This window comes from Achromobacter spanius (genome assembly GCF_003994415.1).
In the GTDB taxonomy this organism is placed as follows: domain Bacteria; phylum Pseudomonadota; class Gammaproteobacteria; order Burkholderiales; family Burkholderiaceae_B; genus Achromobacter; species Achromobacter spanius_C.
On the sequence record NZ_CP034689.1, the window covers coordinates 4,430,914 to 4,451,684 of the forward strand.

Below are 20,771 nucleotides of genomic sequence, written 5' to 3' on the forward strand. Positions count from 1 at the left end.
TTTCTCCGGGTGGCGTTTACTTGGGACCGTTCTGTTTGAAATCGCCGTAATACGCCGCACGGGAGTATCGATAATTCCCATACTTGGACCGGAAGCCGAAGCGTTCCGGCATGAGCTTGAGGCCGTTGAACAGCACGCCATCAACAGGCGCGCCGGCCTGGATCAGCCTCTTGGCCGTTTCGCGGATTTCGCCGACCGTGTTCATGCCCGAACGCACCACCACCATGACGGCGGCGGCATGCGTGCCCACCACCGCCGCGTCGGGCGAGGACAGCACGGGCGCGGTGTCCAGGATCACCATGTCGTACTGCGAGGACAGTTCGCGCAGGGTCGCGCCGAACACCGGCGAGGCCAGCAGTTCGGACGGGTCGAAGGTGACCGCGCCGGTGGCGATGAAGTCCACGCCTTCGGACACACTGTGCTTTCTGACGCGCGTCAGCGGAATCGTGCCCGACAGCACTTCGAACAGGCCGTCTTCCTTGGGCACGCCGAAATAGCGGTTCAACTGACCCTTGCGGAAATCGGCGTCGATCAGCAGCACGCGCTTGCCCACGCCGCCCTGAATGAAAGCGAAGTTGGCCGACAGGAACGACTTGCCCACGCCCGCCACCGGGCCGGTGAACATCACCATGTTGTTGGCCGACTGGCGCAGCGACGCTTGCAGCACGTTGCGAAACGATCGCAGGCTTTCGATGGGTGGCGAACTGCCCTGGCTTTGCGCCAGCAGCGCGGGCACCGTGGCGTTCTTGCGCCGACTGCGGCGCCACAGCTTGTCCTGTATGTCGCTGTACGGAATAGCCGCCAGCACCGGCAGGCCCGTGTAGCGTTCCACATCGTCCGGTTCCGACAGGCCGCCGAACAACGCGTTGCGCACAAAGGCGCACAGCATGCCGAAGATCAGGCCGATGACCGTGGCCACGCCGATGATGATCGCGGCCTTGGGGCGCACGGGGCGGTCGGGCTGCACCGCGGCATCCAGGATGCGCACGTTGCCCACCTTGCCGGCGCGGATCAGGCGCAGTTGCTGCGCGTTGTTCAACAGGCCCGTGTACAGCTCGGTGTTGACCCGCACATCGCGCACCAGGCGCACCACGTCCTGCTCCAGGTCCGGCAACTGCTTGATGTTGTTGCCGATGCGGTTGACGTCGCTGGACAGCGATGCGATCTGGCGATCGATGGACACGATGCTGGGATGGTTGGGCGCAAAGCGTGTGATCAGTTCCTGGCGCTTGGCGCGCAGGTCCATCACGCGGGTTTGCGCTTCCACCGATTGACCCAGGATCAGCTTGGCCTCTTCGCTCAGGTCGATGGTGCCGCGCTTGTTGCGCAAGGCGTTGTACTTGCTCTCGGCCGCGTCCAGCTCGCCCTTGAGCAGCGGCAGTTGCTGTTCAAGAAAGCTCAACGACTTCTCGGCCTGCGCCGCCTTGCGGTTCACGTTCTGCTGCACGTATTCCTGGCCGATCTGGTTCAGCACGGCGGTGGTCAGCGCCGGATCATTGCCTTCCAGCGTGACGCCGATCACGCCCGACGCGCGGCCACGTTCGAAGATGCCCATGCGCGCTTGCACGTTTTCAATCGCCGCCAGGCGCGAGCTGCGCGAGATGGTGAACTGCGTGCCCGGCCGGCCCGACAACGCGTCGATATGCACGTCCATCACACCGCCGCCGGGCAAGCGGAACTGTTCGGGCTTGCCCACGGCGCCGCTGAACGTGGCGCCCGTGAACTTGTCGGTCACCGTGTAGCGGCCTTCTCCTTGCGTGGTCACGATGAATGGTTTGCCCAGCCATTCATTCGGCACGTCCAGATGCGAGATCGCGATGGTCTCGCCGCCCCAGGCGTAGCCGCCGCGCGGCAGGCTGGCGGGATACGGCAAGGTTTCGTAGCGCTGCGCCAGCCATTCGCCCACCACGGGGAAATAACGCGGCTTGGCGTGGATGTACAGCAGGAATTTATCAACCGCCGGCCCCACCACCATGCGCGAACGCAGCACTTCCATTTCGCCCGAGGTCTCCGCCTTGGTGTCGAACATGGATGACACATCGCCCAACAGGCTGCGCGCCTGCCCATTGGGCGCCTCTTCTTCAACCTGCACGATGATGTCGGCGGAATACACCGACGGCGTCACCATCACATACGCCAGCGCGCCCAGCAAGGCGAGCAACGTGATCCCGATGATCATCCACCGGTTGCTGATGATGGCGTCCACATGCGAGGACAACGGGGTTTCCTGCTGACGAGCCGGGACGCTCGGCTCGAATGATTCGATGGGCAACGACATGCAGCTCTCCAGACGTGGGCGCCGCGGCGGATGCGGCGCCCCCAAAAGGCGTTGTTTAGGGCCCGTTGGCCCTGAAAGGCGGATTAATCGATCGACTTCACGGTCTGCACCGTTTGCGCGCTCGGGAACAGGTTGCTGATGAAGCGGTTCCACCGCACCAGCGAGGCCGTATCCACGAACACGACATCTTTGGGGTCCAGCTCAAACTTCGCTCCCACTGCCAAAGCCTGCGGCGATTTGGCGTTCAGGTGGAACACCTCGGGCGTCGCCTGCTCGGTACTGCGCACCACAAAAATCTGCGAAGCGTCGGCCGTCAATTGATTGGGGCCTCCCGCCATGCCCAGCGCCTCGGTCAACGTCATGCGTCCATCGCGCATCACGACCGTGGTGGGCAAAAACACTTCACCCATCACAAACACCTTGCTGTCGTCGCGCGGCGTCACACGCACGATGTCGCCCGACTTCAGCATCACCTGATTCAAGTCCTGGCCACGTTCAACCAACGCGGGCAGGTTCACACGGGTACGGCGGCCATCGCGGATGACATAGACGGCGCTGCGGTCGGCGGTGGGCAGCAAGCCACCCGCGCGGTTGACCGCTTCGAGCAGAGTCATCGGAATGTCGTTGATGGCAACCGTGCCGGGGAACTTGACCTCGCCTTCCACGTAGACACGCTTGCTTCGATAGCCCAGCACGCGTACCGTGATCTGCGGATCCTGGATGTACTTGCCGGAACTATTCACTATGAGATTGCGCGCCTGAAGTTCCGTCAACCCCGCCACTTTCAGCAGTCCCGTATAGGGAAATTGGATATATCCAGTGGATGAGACGGTATACCCCGGTATGCCCGAGGCGGTATCCCCCATGACTAGTTCGGTCACCCCAGTCCCGATGGCATAGGTTTGCGTCGGAAGGACGAGTTCGGGGTGATCCCACACCACGATGGAAAGAATGTCACCCGGCCCGATGCGGTAGGGCTCGGCGCTTCCCACCAGCTTTTCGACGCCATCGTTGTTGATGACCGCCTCGCGGTTGCGCAGGTCGTCAACGACCAGCGAGGGGGTGATTTCCTTGACCGTCGCCACCGAATTCGGATCCAGGGGATCAACGAGATGGTCGGCGTTAAAGGTCATACCAGGGGACAAGGCGCAAGCGCCCAGCGAGGACACGAGCGCGATAGCGGCGATGGCTCGGCTCAACGTTCCGATAAATGTCGTCATGGCGAATCCACAGTGAATGACTTCGTTGCTTGGAATGGAGCCCGATGCGTAACGGGTTGCGACATTCCACTCTCTTTTCGAAGCCCCGCACATTCGACGGATGCCCTAAGCCTTCTCCTACATCGTTTGGAGGTTTCGGCTAAGCCACGCACTCAATAAGATTTCGTCGGTAGCCACATGTTTTGCGGCAGTGCATCGTTTTTGCTTTCGCCGCAAGAAGACGCCCCACGAACAGGAGTGCGCGATGGACCCGTCCCAATCGGACACATCGGCAAGATTCAGCGGAGCAAGCTATCTGTATCGCCTGCTCGACGCCGCGATCGTCATCACCTGCGGCCTGACTGCCACCGGCTTGAAATTCTCGGACGATGCAATGGCGGAGCCTCCGCAGATTCATCTGTTCCTGATCTATCTGTGCGGGTTGGGGGTGATAGCCCTGTTCCCGGCCTTTCGCCTGTACGTGTCGTGGCGCGGCCGGATGCTGACGGATCTGGTGGTGCGCAGCCTGGTCGCGTGGGCCACCGTGTTCGCGCTGGGCATCCTTATCAGTTTTCTCATGCATCAGACCGCCGCGATATCGCGCATGTGGGCGGGTACCTGGTTCGGCATGACCGCCCTGACGCTGGCGGGCGTACGCATCGCGGTCTACGCCGCGCTGGGCGCCGCGCGCGATCGCGGCCTGAACAAGAAGCATGTGCTGCTGGTGGGCTTCGGTGCGCTGGGCCATGACCTGTGGCGCCGCGTGGAACGCTATCGGGGCGCGGGCTATGAAGTGGCCGGCATCTACGCCGAACCGCACGAAATCCTGCCGCCGCAGGTACGCCGCCTGCACGAGCTGGACAACCTGCACACCTTCGTGCGCGAACACAATGTGCGCGAAATCTGGATCGTCCTTCCGATGGAGGCCGGGCAGGAACTGCGCGAAGTGCTGTATCACCTGCGCAACGACCTGGTGGATATCCGCTGGATTCCGGATGTGATGTCGATCCAGTTGCTGGGCCATCGCATCGGCGAATTCCTGGGCCTGCCCGCCATCCAGCTCAACAGCCTGCCCGCTGCCGGCGTGCGCGGCTGGGCCAAGGAAGTGTTCGACCGCGGCTTTGCGTTCTTCGCCTTGGTCGGCCTGGCGCCCCTGATGCTGTCCATTGCGCTGGCCATCAAGCTGACCTCGCGCGGGCCGGTGTTCTTTACGCAACCTCGCCTGGGCGTGGATGGCAAGGTGTTCCACGTCTACAAATTCCGCACCATGACCGTGCACCAGGAACACGGCACGGTCACGCAGGCCACGCGCAATGATTCCCGCATCACCCGCATCGGCGGCTTCCTGCGCCGCACCAGCCTGGATGAGCTGCCGCAGTTCCTGAATGTGCTGATGGGCGATATGTCCGTCGTCGGCCCGCGTCCGCACGCGCTGGAGCACAACGAAATGTACAAGGACCTGGTGCAGCGCTACATGATGCGCCACCGCGTCAAGCCGGGCATTACCGGCTGGGCGCAGGTCAACGGCTTTCGTGGGCAGACGGACACGCTGCGCAAGATGAGCGACCGCGTCGAGCACGACATCTACTACATCCAGCATTGGACGTTTCGGATGGATCTCTTGATCATCGCCCGCACGGCCGTGTCGGGATGGACGGGCCGCAATGTCTACTAGCCCCTTGGGATGGCCCGCCACCCGCACGGCGCCAAGCGGAGGCCCGGCCTTTTCGCCCGACGGCCTACTGCCACGAGCCGACTTCCGCCAGGCGGTGGAGATGCTGCCGCTGGTCTCCATCGACCTGTTGCTGCGCGACGCCAGCGGCCGCTACCTGACCGGGCGGCGCACCAACCCGCCGGCGCGCGGCGCCTGGTTCGTGCCGGGTGGCCGCATCCGCAAGAACGAGCCTTTACGCGCCGCGCTGGACCGCATTGCCCGTGAAGAACTGGGCCTGGCCATCGCGCCTGACACCTGGACGCCACGCGGCGTGTACGAACACTTCTACGGCACCAATTTCGCGGGTGAAGCGGGACGCTCCACCCATTACGTCGTCCTCGCCTACGAGGCCGAGCTTTCGTTGGACACCGCAAGCCTTCCGCGCGGCCAGCACCACGGCTACCGCTGGCTGCAAGCGGAAGAGATCGCCGCCGATCCCGGCGTGCATCCGTACACCCAGGCCTACTTCAAGGAGTGAGCGCCATGACGAATCCCCCTCCCGCCTACCGGGCTGTCATCCTTTGCGGCGGTTCCGGCTCGCGCCTGTGGCCGCTGTCGCGCGAACTGCTGCCCAAGCAGTTCATCCGTTTGACCGATTCGCGCAGCCTGTTGCAAAACACGCTGCTGCGCCTCTCGTCGGCGGGCGCGCAAGCCAAGCCGATTCTGGTCTGCAACGACGCCCACCAGTACATTGCCGCCGAACAGGCGCAGGAGCTGGGCATCAAGGACGCGGAAGTGATTCTGGAGCCGTTTGCGCGCAACACCGCGCCGGCCATTGCCGCCGCCACGCTGCGCGCCATGCGTGACGGCGAAGACCCCATCATGCTGATCATGCCGTCCGACCATGTGCTGGAAGATGGCGAGGTGCTTCGCGCCGCCTTCGCCCAGGCCTACGAGGCGGCACGCCAGGGCGCGCTGGTCACCTTCGGCATTACGCCCACCGCGCCGCTCAGCGGCTATGGCTACATTCAGTCGGACGAACCCGGCGTGATGGCCCCCGCGCGCCGCGTGCTGCGCTTTGTGGAAAAGCCTTCGCCCGAAGTCGCGCAACGCCTGATCGAAGACGGTGGTTACTACTGGAACAGCGGCATGTTCGCCTTCCAGGCGTCGGTGTTCCTGTCCGAGATGGGCCGGCTGGCGCCGAAGATGCTGGCGCAGGTGGAAGCGGCGGTGGCCGACGGCTTGGGGGAAGACGCGTTGTTCCATCTGGATGGCCCCGCGTTCGAGGCCTGCCCCAGCGACTCGATGGACTACGCCATCATGGAACGCACCGACAGCGCCGTGGTCATTCCGCTGGCGGCGTCGTGGAGCGACGTAGGGGCCTGGGACGCGGTCTGGGGCATCGCCCAGAAAACCGAGGAAGGCAACTCCACCACGGGCGACGTGATGGTGGAGGATTCGCGCAACTGCCTGATCCATTCCACCAGCCGGCTGGTCGCGTCCGTGGGCCTGGACGACATTGTGGTGATCGAAACGGCCGACGCCGTGCTGGTGGCGCACAAGTCGCGCTCGCAAGACGTCAAGCGGCTGGTGGAGACGTTCAAGACGCAGCACCGCTCCGAGCTGAACCACCACCGCGAGGTGCAGCGCCCGTGGGGCTCGTACGACTCGGTGGGCCACGGCCCGCGTTACCAGGTCAAGCGGATCACGGTAAAGCCTGGGGCGCGCCTGTCGTCGCAGATGCATCACCACCGCGCGGAGCACTGGATCGTGGTGTCGGGCACGGCCCGCATCTACAACGGCGACAAGCAGTACCTGCTGACGGAGAACCAGTCGACCTACATCCCGTTGGGTGAAACCCACAGCCTGGAAAACCCGGGGAAGATCCCGCTGGAGATCATCGAGGTTCAATCCGGCGCGTATCTCGGCGAAGACGACATCGTGCGCTTCCAGGACATGTATGGCCGAGTCTGAAGGGGTGTCTTCCGTCCCTTTTTGGCGGCCGGGCGTCGCCAGGCTTTGCCTGCCCGCCGCCGGCCTGTTCTTCCTGGTGCTGGTCACCGTGGGCAACCTGCCCGGCCTGGCCGCCGACATGTCCGACGCCTTTGGCGACAAGCGCCTGCACCTTGTGGCCTACGCCGTGCTGACCGGCTTGATCTACCTGTCCGTCAACCGACGCCCGGCGCTGGTGGCCTTGGTGGCCGTGACGGCGCTGGGCGTGGTGGACGAGACCATCCAATCCTTTATTCCCTACCGACAGGCTGAACTCTTAGACCTTTTGGCCGATATCTTGGCGGCGGGTGCAACAGTAATCTCATTGCACATTGGTTCCGCAGCCTTCGGCTCCTTTCGTGCAGTCACTAAGTCTTAAGGACACAACCATGCCAAAACGGGCACTGATTACCGGCGTTACCGGCCAAGATGGGGCCTACCTGGCGGAGTTCCTGCTGGCCAAGGGCTATGAGGTCCACGGCATCAAGCGACGCGCTTCGCTGTTCAATACCGCCCGCATCGATCATCTGTACCAAGACCCCCATGACAAGCCGCGCAACTTCGTGCTGCACCATGGCGACATGACGGACTCCTGCAGCCTGATCCGCATCGTGCAATCGGTGCAACCGGACGAAATCTATAACCTGGCCGCCCAAAGCCATGTGGGGGTCTCGTTCGAAGAGCCGGAGTACACCGCCAATGCCGACGGCCTGGGCACCCTGCGCCTGCTGGAAGCCATCCGCATCCTGAAGCTGGAAAACAAGGCGCGCTTCTATCAAGCGTCCACGTCCGAGCTATACGGCCTGGTGCAAGAAACGCCGCAGAAGGAAACCACCCCCTTCTACCCGCGCAGCCCCTACGCCGCCGCCAAGCTCTACGCCTATTGGATCAGCGTGAACTACCGCGAAGCGTATGGCATGTACGCCTGCAACGGCATTCTGTTCAACCACGAATCACCCAAGCGCGGTGAAACCTTCGTCACGCGCAAGATCACCCGCGGGCTGGCGCGCATTGTGCTGGGCCTGCAGGAATGCCTGTACCTGGGCAACCTGTCCGCCCTGCGTGACTGGGGCCATGCCCGCGACTACGTCGAAATGCAGTGGCTGATGCTGCAACAGGACACGCCCGAGGACTACGTCATCGCTACCGGCCTGCAATACAGCGTGCGCGAATTCATCAATACGGCGGCGCGCGAGCTGGGCATTCTGCTGGCCTGGGAAGGCGAAGGGCTGGAAGAAACGGCCACCGTGCTGTTCTCGCCGGTGCATGACGTGAAGCCCGGCCAGGTGATCGTGCGCGTGGACCCGCGCTACTTCCGTCCGACCGAAGTGGAGACCCTGCTGGGCGATCCCACCAAGGCGCGCGAAAAGCTGGGCTGGTCGCCGCGCACCACGTTCGCGGAGCTGGTCAAGGAAATGGTGGAGGCCGACCTGAAGGACGCCCGCCGCGACGCGCTGGTCGAACAGAACGGCTACGAAATCTACGCCTACAAGGAGTAGCGCGCCATGACGAACCTGGACCAACGCGTGTTTGTCGCGGGCCATCGCGGCATGGTCGGCGCCGCGATCACCCGCGAGCTGAACCGCCGTGGCTATCAGCACGTGCTGACCCGCAATCGAACCGAGCTGGACCTGGAAAACCAGAACCAGGTGCATCGCTTTTTCTCGACCACGCCGGTCGACGTGGTGTATCTGGCGGCCGCCAAGGTCGGCGGCATCCTGGCCAACCAGAACCATCCCGTCGACTTTCTCTATAAGAACCTGATGATCCAGTGCAACGTGATCCGCGCCGCGTATGCGGCCGGGGTGCGCAAGCTGCTGTTCCTGGGTTCGTCCTGCATCTATCCGCGCGAAGCCCCCCAGCCCCTGCGCGAAGACGCCTTGCTGACCGGCCCGCTGGAAGCCACCAACGAGCCCTACGCCATCGCCAAGATCGCGGGCCTGAAGCTGTGCGAAGCCTATCAACGGGAATACGGGGCGCGTTTTATCTGCGCCATGCCCACCAACCTGTACGGCCCGCACGACAACTACGACCTGCACAGCAGCCATGTGCTGCCGGCGTTGATCCGCAAATTCCATGAAGGCCGCGAAGCCGGTCGGGAAAGCGTGACGATCTGGGGCACGGGCACGCCGCTGCGGGAATTCCTGTATGTGGATGACCTGGCAAAGGCCTGCGTGATGCTGATGGAGCACCCCGACGCCGAAGGCATCTACAACATCGGCGCGGGCAAGGACATCAGCATCGCCGACCTGGCGGCGCTGGTGGCGCGCGTGGTCGGCTACCAGGGCCGCATCGTGTATGACACCAGCAAACCCGACGGCACGCCTCGCAAGCTGATGGATTCGTCAAGGGTCGGCGCGCTGGGCTGGCAACCCGCCGTGTCGCTCAGCGACGGCATCGCGCTGGCCTACCAGCACTTCCTGCGCGAACGCGCCGATCAATCCCAACCGGCGCTGCCCGTGGCCTGAGGGCCGCGCCCGCCTCACCCACAGGTTCCCCGATGTTTGGATTCGTCAGGAAACACATCGCCGGCAATGCCTCGTTCTGGGGGCTGGTGGAATACGGCATCGGCCCGGTCGCGGCGCTGGTGGCCCTGCCCATCCTGTTCCGCCAGTTGGGCACGGTGGGCTTTGGCCAGTATTCGATGATCATCGCGCTGGCCGGCTTCGGCAATGCCGCCAACCTGGGCGCGGCGGTCACCGCCACCAAGCTGGTGTCCGAACGCCTGCACGAACCGGGCGGCGCTTACCGCGCGGCGGGGGTCAGCCTGTCGCTGATCGGCTGCGCGCTGGGCGTGGTCACGCTGGCCGCCGTGCTGCTGTGGGCCGTGGTGGGTCTGGCCTGGCCCACCGCCACCTTCGGCGGCGTAGCCGTCACGCTCCTGGCCATGCCCGCGCTGGCCATCTACCTGACCCAGCAATACGACCAATTGTTTTCCGGCTGCCTGAAAGGCCGCGAGGATTTCCGCGCCACCGCGCTGTGCGAAGTGTTCAGCCGCAGCGGCACCATGGCGCTGGCCTGCGCGACCGCCTGGTACACCGCCTCGCCCACCTACACCGGGCTGGCGCAGGCCGCCGGCCTGTTGATCGCGGGCAGCGTGAAGATGCGCGTGTTCTCGCGCGCCTATGGCCGGGTCGTGGTGCGGCCGGTGCGCGACCGGGGCGCCATGATGGACGCCTTCAAATTTTCACGCTGGTCCTGGCTGAACAGCCTGAGCGCGCTGGCCTTTGGGTCAGTCGACCGGGTGCTGGTGGGCAGCATGATGGGGCCGGCCGCGTTGGCAATCTATACGGTAGGCGTGCAGGTGGGCCAGATCATCCACACCGCCGCCGTTGCGATCTTCCAGAAGGCGATGCCGCGCGTGACGCGCCTGTCAGTGTCGCCCCCCTATGCGGGCGCCGCCGAACGCGAGATCCGCCGCATGATGCTGTGGAACCTGGCGCTGTCGGCGACCGCCACGCTGGCGGTGCTGGCGGTCAGCCACCCGCTCTTGAATCTGCTGTTGGGAGACAACGTGGCGGCGGGCCACTTGGGCACCTTCCAGTTGCTGATCGTGGCCTCCGGGCTGCTGTCGTTGAATGCCGCGGCTCACTTCTCGCTGTTGGGGCTGGGCAATTCCCGCGCCGTCGCCATCCTGAACGGGCTGGGCGGACTGGCGATGTTGTGCGTCATGGCGGGGTTGGTGCACGCCGCGGGCGAACATGCGGCGGCGTGGGGCCGCATGGCTTATGCGGCGATCACGCTGGCCGGCGTGGCACTAGCTATCCGTCAATCGCGCCCCGAGTATCCGGGCGCCTTACCCGCGGCCACCCGATAACACCAACATGCTGAGGTCTTACATGCGCAAGCGTCATAACGAGTATTCACGTCAGCTCATCGACTTCGTGCGCGAGCTGCGTCCGCCCGCGCCGATCGCCGGCGGCCTGTTGCCCAAAGTGACCATCGTGACCCCGTCGTTCAACCAGGCCAAGTTCCTGGAACGCACCATTCTGTCGGTGCTGAACCAGGGGTATCCGCGTCTGGAATACATCATCATGGACGGCGGATCGACCGACGGCAGCGTGGACATCATCCGCAAGTACGAGCGCTACCTGAGCTACTGGGAAAGCACGCCCGACCGCGGGCAATCGCACGCCATCAACAAGGGCTTCGAGCGCGCCACGGGCGATTACGTGGGCTGGCAGAATTCAGACGACCTGTACTTTCCGGGCGCACTGCGCAAGCTGGGCGTGGCCGCTTCGCGCGGGCGCGCGCCGATCGTCAGCGGCAACCTGTTCGTGGCAGACGCCAACAACCACATCTTCCGCAAGATCCACTACACGCCGGTCAATCGCGGCACGCTGACGGTGGTGAAGGCGTCCATTCCGAACCAGTCGGCCATCTTCCGGCGCGACCTGCTGCGCAAGTACGGGCTGCTGCAGGAAAGCATGCGCTACTGCATGGACCTGGAACTCTGGAGCCGCCTGCTGCGCGAGGGCAAGAACCTGATCGTGCCCGATGCGCTGGGCGTCTACACCGCCCACGACGAGACCAAGACGGCGCTGATGCAGGACGTGCTGCTGGAAGAGCGCGAGCAGATCGTCACACGCATCCGGCGCACCGAGCCCGGGCTGGGCCGCCTGTTCGAGCTGTCGTGCCGCGCGTCCAAGGTGGCCGCGCACGCTCGCCAGGGCGACCTGACGTACCTGTTCGAAAAGCTGACCACGAAGATCTTCGGACGCGACGACTGGGCCGCGCACTAGGACGATGCCGACATGAGCCCGCACCGCCGCTTCTCCACCTTGCATCTGCTGGGGCTGTTCGCCTTCACGGCGCTTGCCCTGAACGATGACCGCTTCATCCTGGGCGTCGGTAGCTTCAAGCTGTCGCCCTTCGATGTGCTGTTCGTGATGATCCTGGCGGTCAAGGCGCTGCGGCTGGCCGAGCCCAGCGCCTACGCCTTGCCGCGCGGCATGCTGGGCGCGTTGTTGGGCTTGCAGACCTTATCGGTGATCTATCTGCTGCTGGTGTCGATGGACCACCCCGGCATTGAAACGGGCGACGTGGCGCGCGACCTGCGCATTGTGTTCTATTTTTTGAGTACGCCATTCCTTTGCTACAAGGACATCGACAGCCCTGCCGCCTACGCGGTGCTGCAGAAGTACATCGTGGCGGCCTGCCTGTTGGTGGCCGTGCAGATGCTGCTGGAGCAGGCCACGGGCTTCAGCGTGTCGGACCCGCTGCGCAACGTGCGCCTGGGCGTCTGGGCCATTCCGTTCGGCGTGGTGTCGCTGTTGACCTTCCGACGCACCTTGAATGTGTCTGGGCCCAAGGCCTATGCGCTGACGCTCTTCATGCTGTTGGCGCTGGTGTTTTCGCTGAACCGCAGCCAGTACCTGCAATTGGCGGTGTCCGTCTTCATCGCGGTGCTGCTGGGCACGGGCCCGGAGATCCGCCGGCGCGCGGTGCTGATCTTCGTGCCGGCCGCCGTCGCGGGCGTGCTGGTGTTCGCCAGCATCGGCTACCTGGACGTCTTGGCCAACCGCATCTTCAGCGTCGAAAAACTGGACGAGGACTCCAGCTACGGTGCGCGCATCCAGGAAATGGAAGGCCAGATGGACTTCTTCGCCGAAAGCCCGGTGTTTGGCAAAGGCGCGGGCTTTCGCAGTTGGGTCATGGGCGAAAACGGCTTCGAACTCAGCACCTTCGCGCACAACTCCTGGGCCTTCTACCTGATGAAGTTCGGCGTGGTGGGCACCACCATGATCATGCTGCCGCCCTTGCTGATCCTGCTCTTGACCTTGTTCCGACGATACGCGCACCCCGGCCTGGAAATGCACCGCCGCTACCTGCTGGCCACCGCGCCCATCTACATCTTCATTGATTCGTTGTCCGGCGGGCTGGCCTACGCGCCCAAGACCGCCTTCACCGGATTCCTGCTGTGTTACTGCCTGTCGTTGATGCGAAATGCCCAGATCATGCCCGTGCCCAGGGCGGATGCGCCCGTGGCCCGGCGCCCCACCAGCCACCGTCCGGATGCCGCGCACCGGACGCCACCTCGAGTGATACCCCATGCCTGATGTCTTGTTTGTCGCGCCAGACTTGCACGGCGGCGTCGGAAGATGCGTTGCCTTCATCGTGGATGCCTTACCGGAACAGGGCGTTGATTCCGCCCTGTTCCTGCTGCGTTCGCGCAACCGGGAATACCCCGTCTCCAACCCGAAGGTGACGCGCGCCCTGCCCATCATTGAATCGTCCACCAAGCTGCGGCTGATGCTGCCCTTTGCCTTCATGCGCTTGCTGGCGCAGATCCGCCGCGACAGGCCCGCCATCGTGTGTTCGCATGGCTTGCTGTGCAACATGCTGGTGGTGCTGGCCAGAAAGCTGATGCGCGGCAAGTTCCGCACCGTGGCCTTTGAGCACAGCAGCCCCGCCATCCACTACGGCGCGTCGAAGATGCGGCGGCTGAAGTGCTGGCTGGTCAGCCAGACGTATCGCCGGCATGACGCGGTGGTGGGCGTGTCGCGCGGCGTCAAGGAAGACCTGGTCAGCATGTTTCCGCCGCTACGCGGCAAGGTGCATACGATCTACAACGGCGTGCCCCTGGACAATGTGCGCCGACAAGGCGCGCAGCGCACCAGCGGCGACGGCGCGGCGCCCTATCACGTCGTGGCGGTGGGTCGGCTGGAAGCCGTGAAGGACTACGCTACCTTGGTCGATGCCGCCGCCTTGCTGGACGACCCCGGCATCGCCTTCACCATCCTGGGCGAAGGCTCTGAGCATGCCGCGCTGCAAAAACGCATTGACGAACGCGCCTCGCGCAGCCCCGTCACACTGGCAGGGCACATCGACAACCCCTTTCCCGTCATCGCCAGCGCCGGCGCGTTTGTCTTGACCTCCATTCGCGAAAGCTTCGGCAACGTGCTGGTCGAAGCCTTGTGCCTGGGCGTGCCGGTGATTTCCACCGACTGTCCCCACGGCCCCGCCGAAATTCTTGATGCCGGCCGTTACGGCCTTTTGGTGCCCGTAGGCGACGCCGCGGCCCTGGCCGACGCCGTGCGCCGCCTGGCCTACGACGCCAAGATGCGCGAGCAACTGGCCGCGCAAGGCCCCGAGCGCGCCGACGCCTTTTCCCTAGAACGGCACTGCCGCAACGTCATCGCGCTATTCCAGCCGCTGATGCAACGCGGCACGCCTTGAACAGGAAGGAATCATGCAGAAAATACCGGTATCCGTGGTGGTCATGACGAAGAACGAAGAGCGCAACATCACCAAGTGCCTGAAGGCGCTGGTGGATTTTGACGAAGTCTTCGTGGTGGATTCCAACAGCACCGACGCCACCTGCGCGATGGCGACGGCGCTCGGCGCCCGCGTGTCCAACTTCCAATGGAACGGCAAGTATCCGAAGAAAAAGCAATGGTGCCTGGAACAACTGCCTTTCTCGCATCCCGTGGTGCTGTACGTGGATGCCGATGAAGAAATGACCCCCGCCCTGGCCGAGGAAATCCGTGATGTGTTGCCACGCTTTGCCGCGGGCGCGGGCGGCGCCTTCGTGCCGTTCGACTACGTGTTCTGCGGCAAGAAACTGGAACACGGCCACCGCGTCTACAAGCTGGCGCTGCTGGCGCGCAAGCAATCGCGCTTCCTCGATTACGACGACCTGGACGTGGCGCATATGTGGGAAGTGGAAGGCCACTACCAGCCGCAGGTCCAGGGCGAAACCTTTGCCTTGCGCCAGCGCATGGTGCACAACGACCACGATTCGCTTTTCCACTATTTCGACAAGCACAACCGCTATTCGGATTGGGAAGCCAACCTGCGCACCAAGGGCCTGATGAACGATCCGCGCGAAGCCAACGTGGGTGCGCGGGCCCTGCTCAAGCGCATTTTCCAGGCCATGCCCTTCAAGGCGCCGATTTCGTTCCTGCATTCCTACGTGTTCCGGCTGGGCTTCCTGGATGGCAAGGCGGGCTATGACTACGCGGTGGCGCGCGCCATGTATTACTGGCAGATCCGCATCAAGACCGAAGAGCTGCAGAAGGCGCGGCTGGCGCGCGCTGGCGAAGCCGAGGCCGAGGCCGACCCCGTGACCGGAGCCGCCAAATGAGCACGCTGCAGCAACTGGATCGCTTTGCGCTGGCGCCCGGCCAGCGCGGCCGCTCCGCGTTGACGGTGCAGCTGTGGTGGACGGTGCAGAGCACGCTGTTCCGCTGGTCGCCACAAGTGGCCTACGGGTTTCGGCGTTGGCTGCTGCGTTGCTTTGGCGCGCAAGTGGGCAAAAAGGTGCTGATCCGGCCGAGCGCCACGGTGACCTATCCGTGGAAAGTGCAGATTGGGGACTATGCCTGGATCGGCGACGACGCCGTCCTCTACAGCCTGGGTCCCATCCAGATCGGCGCGCACGCCGTCGTGTCGCAGCGCAGTTATCTATGCGCGGCGGATCACGACGCAGGCCAGCCGGACTTTCCCCTGCGCGAACGCGCCGTCCGCGTCGAGGACGGCGCCTGGGTGGCGACCGACGTCTTCGTCGGCCCTGGCGTGACCATCGGCCGCGAGGCCGTGGTGGGCGCGCGCAGTTCCGTCTTTCGCAACATGCCGCCCGCGATGATCTGCCACGGCAATCCCTGCCGTCCGGTGCGTCCGCGCATGGCGACGGCGCCATGAAAATCCTGATCTACGGGATCAACTACGCCCCCGAATTGACCGGCATCGGCAAGTACAGCGCCGAGCTGGCGGAATGGCTGGCGGCGCACGGCCACGAGGTCAGTGTGGTGACCGCCCCGCCCTACTATCCGCAGTGGCAGGTACACGACGGCTACCGCGCCGGACGCTACCAAAAGGAAGTGCGGCGCGGTGTCACCGTGCGCCGCGCACCGCTGTGGGTGCCCGCGCGTCCCGGGGGGCTTAAACGCTTGATCCACCTGGCCAGCTTCGCGCTGTCCAGCCTGCCCTCGCTGCTGCGCGCGGCGGCAGGGCGGCCGGATTTGATCCTGGTGGTGGAACCTGCGTTGTTCTGCGCGCCGGCCGCCTGGATCACGGCGCGCCTGTGCGGCGCGCGCGCGTGGCTGCACATCCAGGATTACGAAGTGGACGCCGCGTTTGAATTGGGCCTGCTCAAGGGCGCCGGTCTGCGCGCGTTGGTCAAGCGGGCCGAACGCTGGTTGATGCGCCGCTTTGATCGGGTGTCGACGATTTCCCAGCGCATGCTGGACCTGGCGCTGGCCAAGGGCGTGGAACCTGACCGCGCGGTGCTGCTGCCCAACTGGATCGACGTCAACGCAATCACCCCACGCGGGGACGGCGGCGACTATCGCCCCGAGCTCGGCATTCCGGATAACGCCATCGTGGCGCTTTATTCCGGCAACATGGGCGGCAAGCAAGGCTTGCAGACGCTGGCGGATGTGGCGCGCCGCTTAAGCCGCGAGAGCCGGCTGTGGTTCGTGTTTTGCGGGCAAGGCCCGGAACGCGAGCCATTGGAAGCGGCGTGCCAGGGACTGGCTCGCGTGGTGTTTCTGGATTTGCAGCCGGCCGATCGGCTGGGCGCGTTGCTGAACACCGCCGACATTCATTTGCTGCCGCAACGCGCCGGCGCGGCCGACCTGGTGATGCCGTCGAAGCTGACAGGGATGCTGGCCAGCGGACGGCCCGTGGTGTGCGGCGCGGCGCGAGGAACGGAGCTTGCCGCAGTGGTGGCGCGATGTGGATTGGTGACGCCGCCCGAGGATGGCGAGGCCATGGCCGAAGCGGTGCGCAAGCTGAGCTACAACGCAGCGATCCGCGAGACGCTGGGCGCGGCGGCGCGGCTGTATGCGTTGAATAATCTGCATGTGGATGCGGTGCTGGCAGCGGCGGAAAGGGAGTTTGGGAAGGTGGTGGGAGGGAAGGAAGCGGCGGCGGTGGGGAGGTAGCGGGTATTTGAGTTGTGCGGGAGAAAGGACGGGATTTCTTTAGGAAAGAAAGGACGGGGATTTTTCTGCCGTCCTTTTTTAATTCCGGCGCTGCTTGAGGGACTGTCAGAAATTTTGTGTTCTAGGCGTTGTTCTGACGTTGCATCATTTACTCGCTGGCCCACTGGGCGTTGGTACGGATGCGGGTAAATCGCTCCTCGTAGAGGATGGCGAACTGGTGCATCGCGTCGGTCCAATGGTGTGTGGCCGTGCCCCATTTGACGGTAATGTTTCGCAGCGCCAACCAGAGCAGCTTAATCGCCGCGTCGTCGGTAGGGAAGTGGCCGCGCGTTTTGATGATCTTGCGTAGCTGCGCATTCACGCTCTCTATCGCGTTCGTCGTGTAGATCACACGTCGGATCGCGGGTGGAAACACGAAGAAGGGGATGACCTGTTCCCAGGCGTCTTTCCAGGCTTTGACGATCATTGGGTACTTCAAGCCCCAAGCGCCTTTGGCAAACTCATCAAGGGCCTGTTGCGCGGCCTGGGCGTTAACGGCAGCGTAGATCGGGCGCAGCGCCGTGGCGATCGCGCGGCGATCCTTCCAGCCGGCGTAGGCCAGGCTATTGCGGATCAGATGCACGATGCACGTTTGTAGCGTGGTGGCTGGGAACACGACCTCTAGCGCCTGGGGCATCCCTTTCAGACCATCGGTCACTGCGATCAGGATGTCCTGCACCCCTCGGGTCTTGAGGTCGTTGAACACCCGCATCCAGAACTTCGCGCCCTCGGTGGTCTCGACCCACAGGCCCAGAATCTCACGCGTGCCATCGGGCAGCACACCCAAGGCCAGATAAACCGCCTTGTTCTGCACCAAGCCTTCGTCGCGGATCTTGACCCGCAACGCGTCGAAGAACACCACGGGGAACATGGGTTCCAGAGGGCGGTTCTGCCACGCCTGCACTTCATCCATGACCTCATCGGTCACCGAGCTGATGAACTCCGGCGACACGTCAGTGCCATATTGCTCGTCCAGGAACGCTCGGATCTCGCGCACGCTCATGCCACGGGCGTACATCGCGATGATCTTGTCATCAAAACCGGTAAACCGACGTGCGTGCTTGGGAATCAGGATTGGGGCAAAACTGCCATCCCGATCCCGCGGGATATCCAGCTTGAGCGGGCCGTCGTCGGTCAGCACGGTCTTGCTGCTCTTGCCGTTGCGCTGGTTGGTGGTGTCTTCCGGGCGCTCGCCGCCTGCGGGATAGCCCAGGTGTCGGCCCAGTTCAGCGCCCAGAGCACGCTCGATCAGCGCCTTCTTCAGCAACATGAACGTGTCCTGGACCGCCTCGGCTGTCATCGGCCCCGTTACAAGTTCATCGAGCAACTGCTCGGCACTGGCCGGTAGCGCAGACGTGCTGGACTGCCTCGTGGACTTCGGGTTGCGTGCCATGGTCGGTCTCCTTGAAAACCATCATAGGCCTGCACACAAAAATCCTGACAGTCCCCTGCTTGATGGGTTTCGCGCGATCGGCGTTGTGGGTTCTGGGCATGACCGTGCCGCGCTGCACCCATCCTACGGGCGCTGCGCCGTGGTATGTAGGATGGGTGCAGCGCGGCACGGCAACAAAAAGAACAAAATTGCCGATCGCGCGGAACCCATCTTGCAACGGTTGGCATGCGGCGAGGCTGCGGGCTTTAGCTGGGCACGTCATTCTTTGCGGGAGGCAACGTGCCGCCGCTTCTTACCAGGCCCATTTGCACGGCAATGTAGGCGGCTTCGGCCTGGTTGCGGGCGTTGAGTTTCCAGTAGAGCGTACGCGCGTGGCTCTTTACGGTGGCGACCGAGATGCCGACATGTTGGCCGATTTCCCGCATGGTTTTGCCTTGCACCAGCAGTTGCAGTATTTCTTCCTGCCGCTGCGTCAGCTCGCGTAATTCATGCAGGGGTCCTTGCGACACGCCTTGCGGCCGGCCTGCCGGCTGCGGATAGCATTCGCCGCCCGCCACCACCAGGCTGACGGCCGCGGCCAGCGCGTCGGGGCTGGAGGCCTTGGGCAGATAGCCCGCTACGCCGGCGCGCGCGCAGGTGCCCATCACCGCCGGGTCCAGCGTGGAATACAGCACCAACACCAGCCGCGGCATGAAGAACGCCATGGACTGCGAGATAAGCCCGATGTCCTGATCGGCAACGCCGCTGCAACCGATCACCAGCAGTTCCACGGGACGGTTGATCGAACTGGACATATTGAGCAGATGCGCTGGCGAAATGGCCAGGATGTCGTCGGCGTTGCGCACCCGTTCCAGCACATGCTGGATGGCGACGCGTAGCAGTGCGTAGTCTTCTATCAGTACGGTTGTCATCCCGGAGAGAACCTTGTGACACATGGCCCATGCACGGTTCCCATGACGTCGGCGCATCACGCTGCGAATAGCAGGTTATGTGCGGCGCCAGCCCCAAGGGAATCTTGCCCGCGCTATTGGATCGGCGTCGCGAGGCGTTGTAGTTCGCGCTCTCGATCCATGCTTGCGGACACAACCCATGCTATCAGCGGCACCGTTCGCTGAATCTCGTTCAGGAGGATGATTGGAGGAGGAAAACCGCACCCGGGCGGGCGCGGATACTGCGATGTATGACTTAGGCGTGTTGGTGGGGCGCACCCGGCAGCAGCGGAACAAATGGATTCCTGGCCGCCGGGCAGGCGGCGCGCCTGTCATTACCCAAGCTTGCGCCCATAGATCTGCCCGGTGTCCGACTCTCTGCCATTGTTCGGTTCATGCCATTCCAAGGTCGCACCGCGTTGCAGCGCCGCGTACACGGCTTCGCCCTTGTTCTTGACATGCAAACGCTGGTAGAGCGTGCAAGCGTGCGTCTTTGCCGTGGCGACCGAAATGTTGAGCATCCGGCTGACGGTCTTGATCGGATACCCCCTGGCCAACAGCACCAGCACCTCGTATTGACGCGGCGTGATCTGAAGCAGTTGCGCGCCAGCGCTGACCGGCATCGTGGCCTTGGCGGATGCATCATCGCCATCACGGGTGGGCAACGCGCAGACGGTAGAGGCCGGGGCCTGCAACGCCTGTTCGCTGGGAAAACACTGCCCGCCCGCCATGACCAGGCGAATCGCCGCTTCAAGGATTTCGACCGAGGCCGTCTTCATCAAGCAGCCATACACGCTGGCTCCGGGCAACCCCTGCACCGGCATCGGCAGGGGCATCACGTCCGTCAACAGCAGAATCCGCTTGGGCGTGAGGACGCGCTGAATTTCGTGCAGCGCGCTCCATGCTTCATCAGTTTCCACCGGCAATCCGTAGATCAAGAGATCGGCGCCCGCGTGCGCGCCGTCGGCCTTGGACAAGTCCGCCAAGCCCATACCCTCGATTTCCCACACATCATCCAACTTGCTGAGTATCTGCCACAACCCCAACCGCAGTAGCGGATGGGCTTCAATCAGGACCATCTTGGCCATGGTGTCCTCCCGGTTTTTCGACGGGCCTAGAAGGGATCTTCGCTGTGCTGAAGACTATTTTTTTCCAACCCTGCGGGGGTGGTCCGCAATATCCCGGAATATCTAATGAAGCCGGACCGGGACACTTGGGCTGGGCAACTTTGGTAGCCAACATAACGGATGGCATGGACCCATCTTATGGTTCGAAACCTTCAAAATCAAGACGTTTCAGGGCGATATAATCCGATAAAAACAGAAATCATTCGTTAGCCTTAATCACTCTCGTAAATACGGATGAGGCGCCCTCCTCCGCCTTTTTGCCGTTGGGGTTTC

The 20,771-nt window shown here is 63.7% G+C and carries 18 protein-coding genes; 13 read left to right on the forward strand and 5 right to left on the reverse strand.

What is annotated here, in order from left to right; all coding sequences use genetic code 11:
- Positions 1-16 precede the first annotated feature (16 nt).
- Complete coding sequence (locus ELS24_RS20165; RefSeq protein WP_050449997.1) at positions 17-2,278, reverse strand: GNVR domain-containing protein; 2,262 nt, start codon at positions 2,276-2,278, stop codon at positions 17-19.
- Positions 2,279-2,361: 83 nt separating this feature from the next.
- Complete coding sequence (locus ELS24_RS20170; protein WP_050449998.1) at positions 2,362-3,498, reverse strand: polysaccharide biosynthesis/export family protein; 1,137 nt, start codon at positions 3,496-3,498, stop codon at positions 2,362-2,364.
- Positions 3,499-3,742: 244 nt separating this feature from the next.
- On the opposite strand from ELS24_RS20170, the gene ELS24_RS20175 reads away from it, so the two are divergent.
- From ELS24_RS20175 to ELS24_RS20235, 13 genes are all read left to right on the forward strand, one after another.
- Positions 3,743-5,152: an undecaprenyl-phosphate glucose phosphotransferase gene (locus ELS24_RS20175; protein ID WP_127185163.1), complete on the forward strand. Its 1,410-nt coding sequence runs from the start codon at positions 3,743-3,745 to the stop codon at positions 5,150-5,152.
- A 100-nt stretch (positions 5,153-5,252) separates the two neighbouring features.
- Positions 5,253-5,669, forward strand: a complete 417-nt coding sequence (locus ELS24_RS20180) for a GDP-mannose mannosyl hydrolase (protein ID WP_050450000.1) — start codon at positions 5,253-5,255, stop codon at positions 5,667-5,669.
- 5 nt (positions 5,670-5,674) lie between these two features.
- On the forward strand, positions 5,675-7,105 hold the full coding sequence (locus ELS24_RS20185; protein ID WP_127185164.1) for a mannose-1-phosphate guanylyltransferase/mannose-6-phosphate isomerase: 1,431 nt from the start codon (positions 5,675-5,677) through the stop codon (positions 7,103-7,105).
- The gene (locus ELS24_RS20190) at positions 7,092-7,502 is read left to right on the forward strand and encodes a VanZ family protein (RefSeq protein ID WP_127185165.1); all 411 of its coding nucleotides are present in this window, start codon (positions 7,092-7,094) and stop codon (positions 7,500-7,502) included. Before ELS24_RS20185 ends, ELS24_RS20190 begins: the two co-directional genes overlap by 14 nt.
- Positions 7,503-7,512: 10 nt before the next feature.
- Positions 7,513-8,622, forward strand: a complete 1,110-nt coding sequence (gene gmd / locus ELS24_RS20195; protein WP_046804114.1) for a GDP-mannose 4,6-dehydratase — start codon at positions 7,513-7,515, stop codon at positions 8,620-8,622.
- A 6-nt stretch (positions 8,623-8,628) separates the two neighbouring features.
- Positions 8,629-9,591 (forward strand): GDP-L-fucose synthase family protein, encoded by a 963-nt coding sequence (locus tag ELS24_RS20200; RefSeq protein ID WP_127185166.1) that lies wholly within the window; start codon positions 8,629-8,631, stop codon positions 9,589-9,591.
- Between the two features lie 32 nt (positions 9,592-9,623).
- Entirely contained in the window at positions 9,624-10,940 is a 1,317-nt protein-coding gene (locus ELS24_RS20205; protein WP_127185167.1) for an oligosaccharide flippase family protein, read from the forward strand.
- Between the two features lie 22 nt (positions 10,941-10,962).
- On the forward strand, positions 10,963-11,865 hold the full coding sequence (locus ELS24_RS20210; RefSeq protein WP_050450385.1) for a glycosyltransferase family 2 protein: 903 nt from the start codon (positions 10,963-10,965) through the stop codon (positions 11,863-11,865).
- Positions 11,866-11,877: 12 nt separating this feature from the next.
- A complete protein-coding gene (locus ELS24_RS20215) occupies positions 11,878-13,182 on the forward strand; it encodes an O-antigen ligase family protein (protein WP_050450386.1) in 1,305 nt (434 codons plus the stop codon).
- Complete coding sequence (locus ELS24_RS20220; RefSeq protein WP_050450387.1) at positions 13,175-14,302, forward strand: glycosyltransferase; 1,128 nt, start codon at positions 13,175-13,177, stop codon at positions 14,300-14,302. The genes ELS24_RS20215 and ELS24_RS20220 overlap by 8 nt, the downstream gene beginning before the upstream one ends.
- 13 nt (positions 14,303-14,315) lie before the next feature.
- Complete coding sequence (locus ELS24_RS20225; protein ID WP_050450388.1) at positions 14,316-15,209, forward strand: glycosyltransferase family 2 protein; 894 nt, start codon at positions 14,316-14,318, stop codon at positions 15,207-15,209.
- The gene (locus ELS24_RS20230; RefSeq protein ID WP_050450389.1) at positions 15,206-15,766 is read left to right on the forward strand and encodes a putative colanic acid biosynthesis acetyltransferase; all 561 of its coding nucleotides are present in this window, start codon (positions 15,206-15,208) and stop codon (positions 15,764-15,766) included. Before ELS24_RS20225 ends, ELS24_RS20230 begins: the two co-directional genes overlap by 4 nt.
- Positions 15,763-17,010: a glycosyltransferase WbuB gene (locus ELS24_RS20235; protein ID WP_127185168.1), complete on the forward strand. Its 1,248-nt coding sequence runs from the start codon at positions 15,763-15,765 to the stop codon at positions 17,008-17,010. The genes ELS24_RS20230 and ELS24_RS20235 overlap by 4 nt, the downstream gene beginning before the upstream one ends.
- Before the next feature lie 148 nt (positions 17,011-17,158).
- Here ELS24_RS20235 and ELS24_RS20240 read toward each other — a convergent pair whose 3' ends face one another.
- The 3 genes from ELS24_RS20240 to ELS24_RS20250 all read right to left on the reverse strand — a co-directional run bounded on the left by ELS24_RS20240 (position 17,159) and on the right by ELS24_RS20250 (position 20,459).
- A complete protein-coding gene (locus tag ELS24_RS20240) occupies positions 17,159-18,442 on the reverse strand; it encodes an IS256 family transposase (RefSeq protein WP_050448696.1) in 1,284 nt (427 codons plus the stop codon).
- A 245-nt stretch (positions 18,443-18,687) separates the two neighbouring features.
- Positions 18,688-19,353, reverse strand: coding sequence for a response regulator transcription factor (locus tag ELS24_RS20245; protein ID WP_050448695.1), 666 nt, complete (start codon positions 19,351-19,353; stop codon positions 18,688-18,690).
- A 353-nt stretch (positions 19,354-19,706) separates the two neighbouring features.
- Positions 19,707-20,459 (reverse strand): response regulator transcription factor, encoded by a 753-nt coding sequence (locus ELS24_RS20250; protein ID WP_050448694.1) that lies wholly within the window; start codon positions 20,457-20,459, stop codon positions 19,707-19,709.
- Between the last annotated feature and the right edge of the window lie 312 nt (positions 20,460-20,771).

What these genes read in the sequence shown, in the direction of transcription:
- ELS24_RS20175 (WP_127185163.1), top strand. Translation starts at nt 3,743, where the DNA reads ATGGACCCGTCCCAATCGGACACATCGGCAAGATTCAGCGGAGCAAGC.
- ELS24_RS20205 (WP_127185167.1), top strand. Translation starts at nt 9,624, where the DNA reads ATGTTTGGATTCGTCAGGAAACACATCGCCGGCAATGCCTCGTTCTGG.
- ELS24_RS20170 (WP_050449998.1), bottom strand. Translation starts at nt 3,498, where the DNA reads ATGACGACATTTATCGGAACGTTGAGCCGAGCCATCGCCGCTATCGCG.
- ELS24_RS20235 (WP_127185168.1), top strand. Translation starts at nt 15,763, where the DNA reads ATGAAAATCCTGATCTACGGGATCAACTACGCCCCCGAATTGACCGGC.
- gmd (WP_046804114.1), top strand. Translation starts at nt 7,513, where the DNA reads ATGCCAAAACGGGCACTGATTACCGGCGTTACCGGCCAAGATGGGGCC.
- ELS24_RS20200 (WP_127185166.1), top strand. Translation starts at nt 8,629, where the DNA reads ATGACGAACCTGGACCAACGCGTGTTTGTCGCGGGCCATCGCGGCATG.
- ELS24_RS20225 (WP_050450388.1), top strand. Translation starts at nt 14,316, where the DNA reads ATGCAGAAAATACCGGTATCCGTGGTGGTCATGACGAAGAACGAAGAG.
- ELS24_RS20185 (WP_127185164.1), top strand. Translation starts at nt 5,675, where the DNA reads ATGACGAATCCCCCTCCCGCCTACCGGGCTGTCATCCTTTGCGGCGGT.
- ELS24_RS20180 (WP_050450000.1), top strand. Translation starts at nt 5,253, where the DNA reads ATGCTGCCGCTGGTCTCCATCGACCTGTTGCTGCGCGACGCCAGCGGC.
- ELS24_RS20230 (WP_050450389.1), top strand. Translation starts at nt 15,206, where the DNA reads ATGAGCACGCTGCAGCAACTGGATCGCTTTGCGCTGGCGCCCGGCCAG.
- ELS24_RS20210 (WP_050450385.1), top strand. Translation starts at nt 10,963, where the DNA reads ATGCGCAAGCGTCATAACGAGTATTCACGTCAGCTCATCGACTTCGTG.
- ELS24_RS20190 (WP_127185165.1), top strand. Translation starts at nt 7,092, where the DNA reads ATGGCCGAGTCTGAAGGGGTGTCTTCCGTCCCTTTTTGGCGGCCGGGC.
- ELS24_RS20215 (WP_050450386.1), top strand. Translation starts at nt 11,878, where the DNA reads ATGAGCCCGCACCGCCGCTTCTCCACCTTGCATCTGCTGGGGCTGTTC.
- ELS24_RS20220 (WP_050450387.1), top strand. Translation starts at nt 13,175, where the DNA reads ATGCCTGATGTCTTGTTTGTCGCGCCAGACTTGCACGGCGGCGTCGGA.
- ELS24_RS20240 (WP_050448696.1), bottom strand. Translation starts at nt 18,442, where the DNA reads ATGGCACGCAACCCGAAGTCCACGAGGCAGTCCAGCACGTCTGCGCTA.
- ELS24_RS20250 (WP_050448694.1), bottom strand. Translation starts at nt 20,459, where the DNA reads ATGGCCAAGATGGTCCTGATTGAAGCCCATCCGCTACTGCGGTTGGGG.
- ELS24_RS20245 (WP_050448695.1), bottom strand. Translation starts at nt 19,353, where the DNA reads ATGACAACCGTACTGATAGAAGACTACGCACTGCTACGCGTCGCCATC.
- ELS24_RS20165 (WP_050449997.1), bottom strand. Translation starts at nt 2,278, where the DNA reads ATGTCGTTGCCCATCGAATCATTCGAGCCGAGCGTCCCGGCTCGTCAG.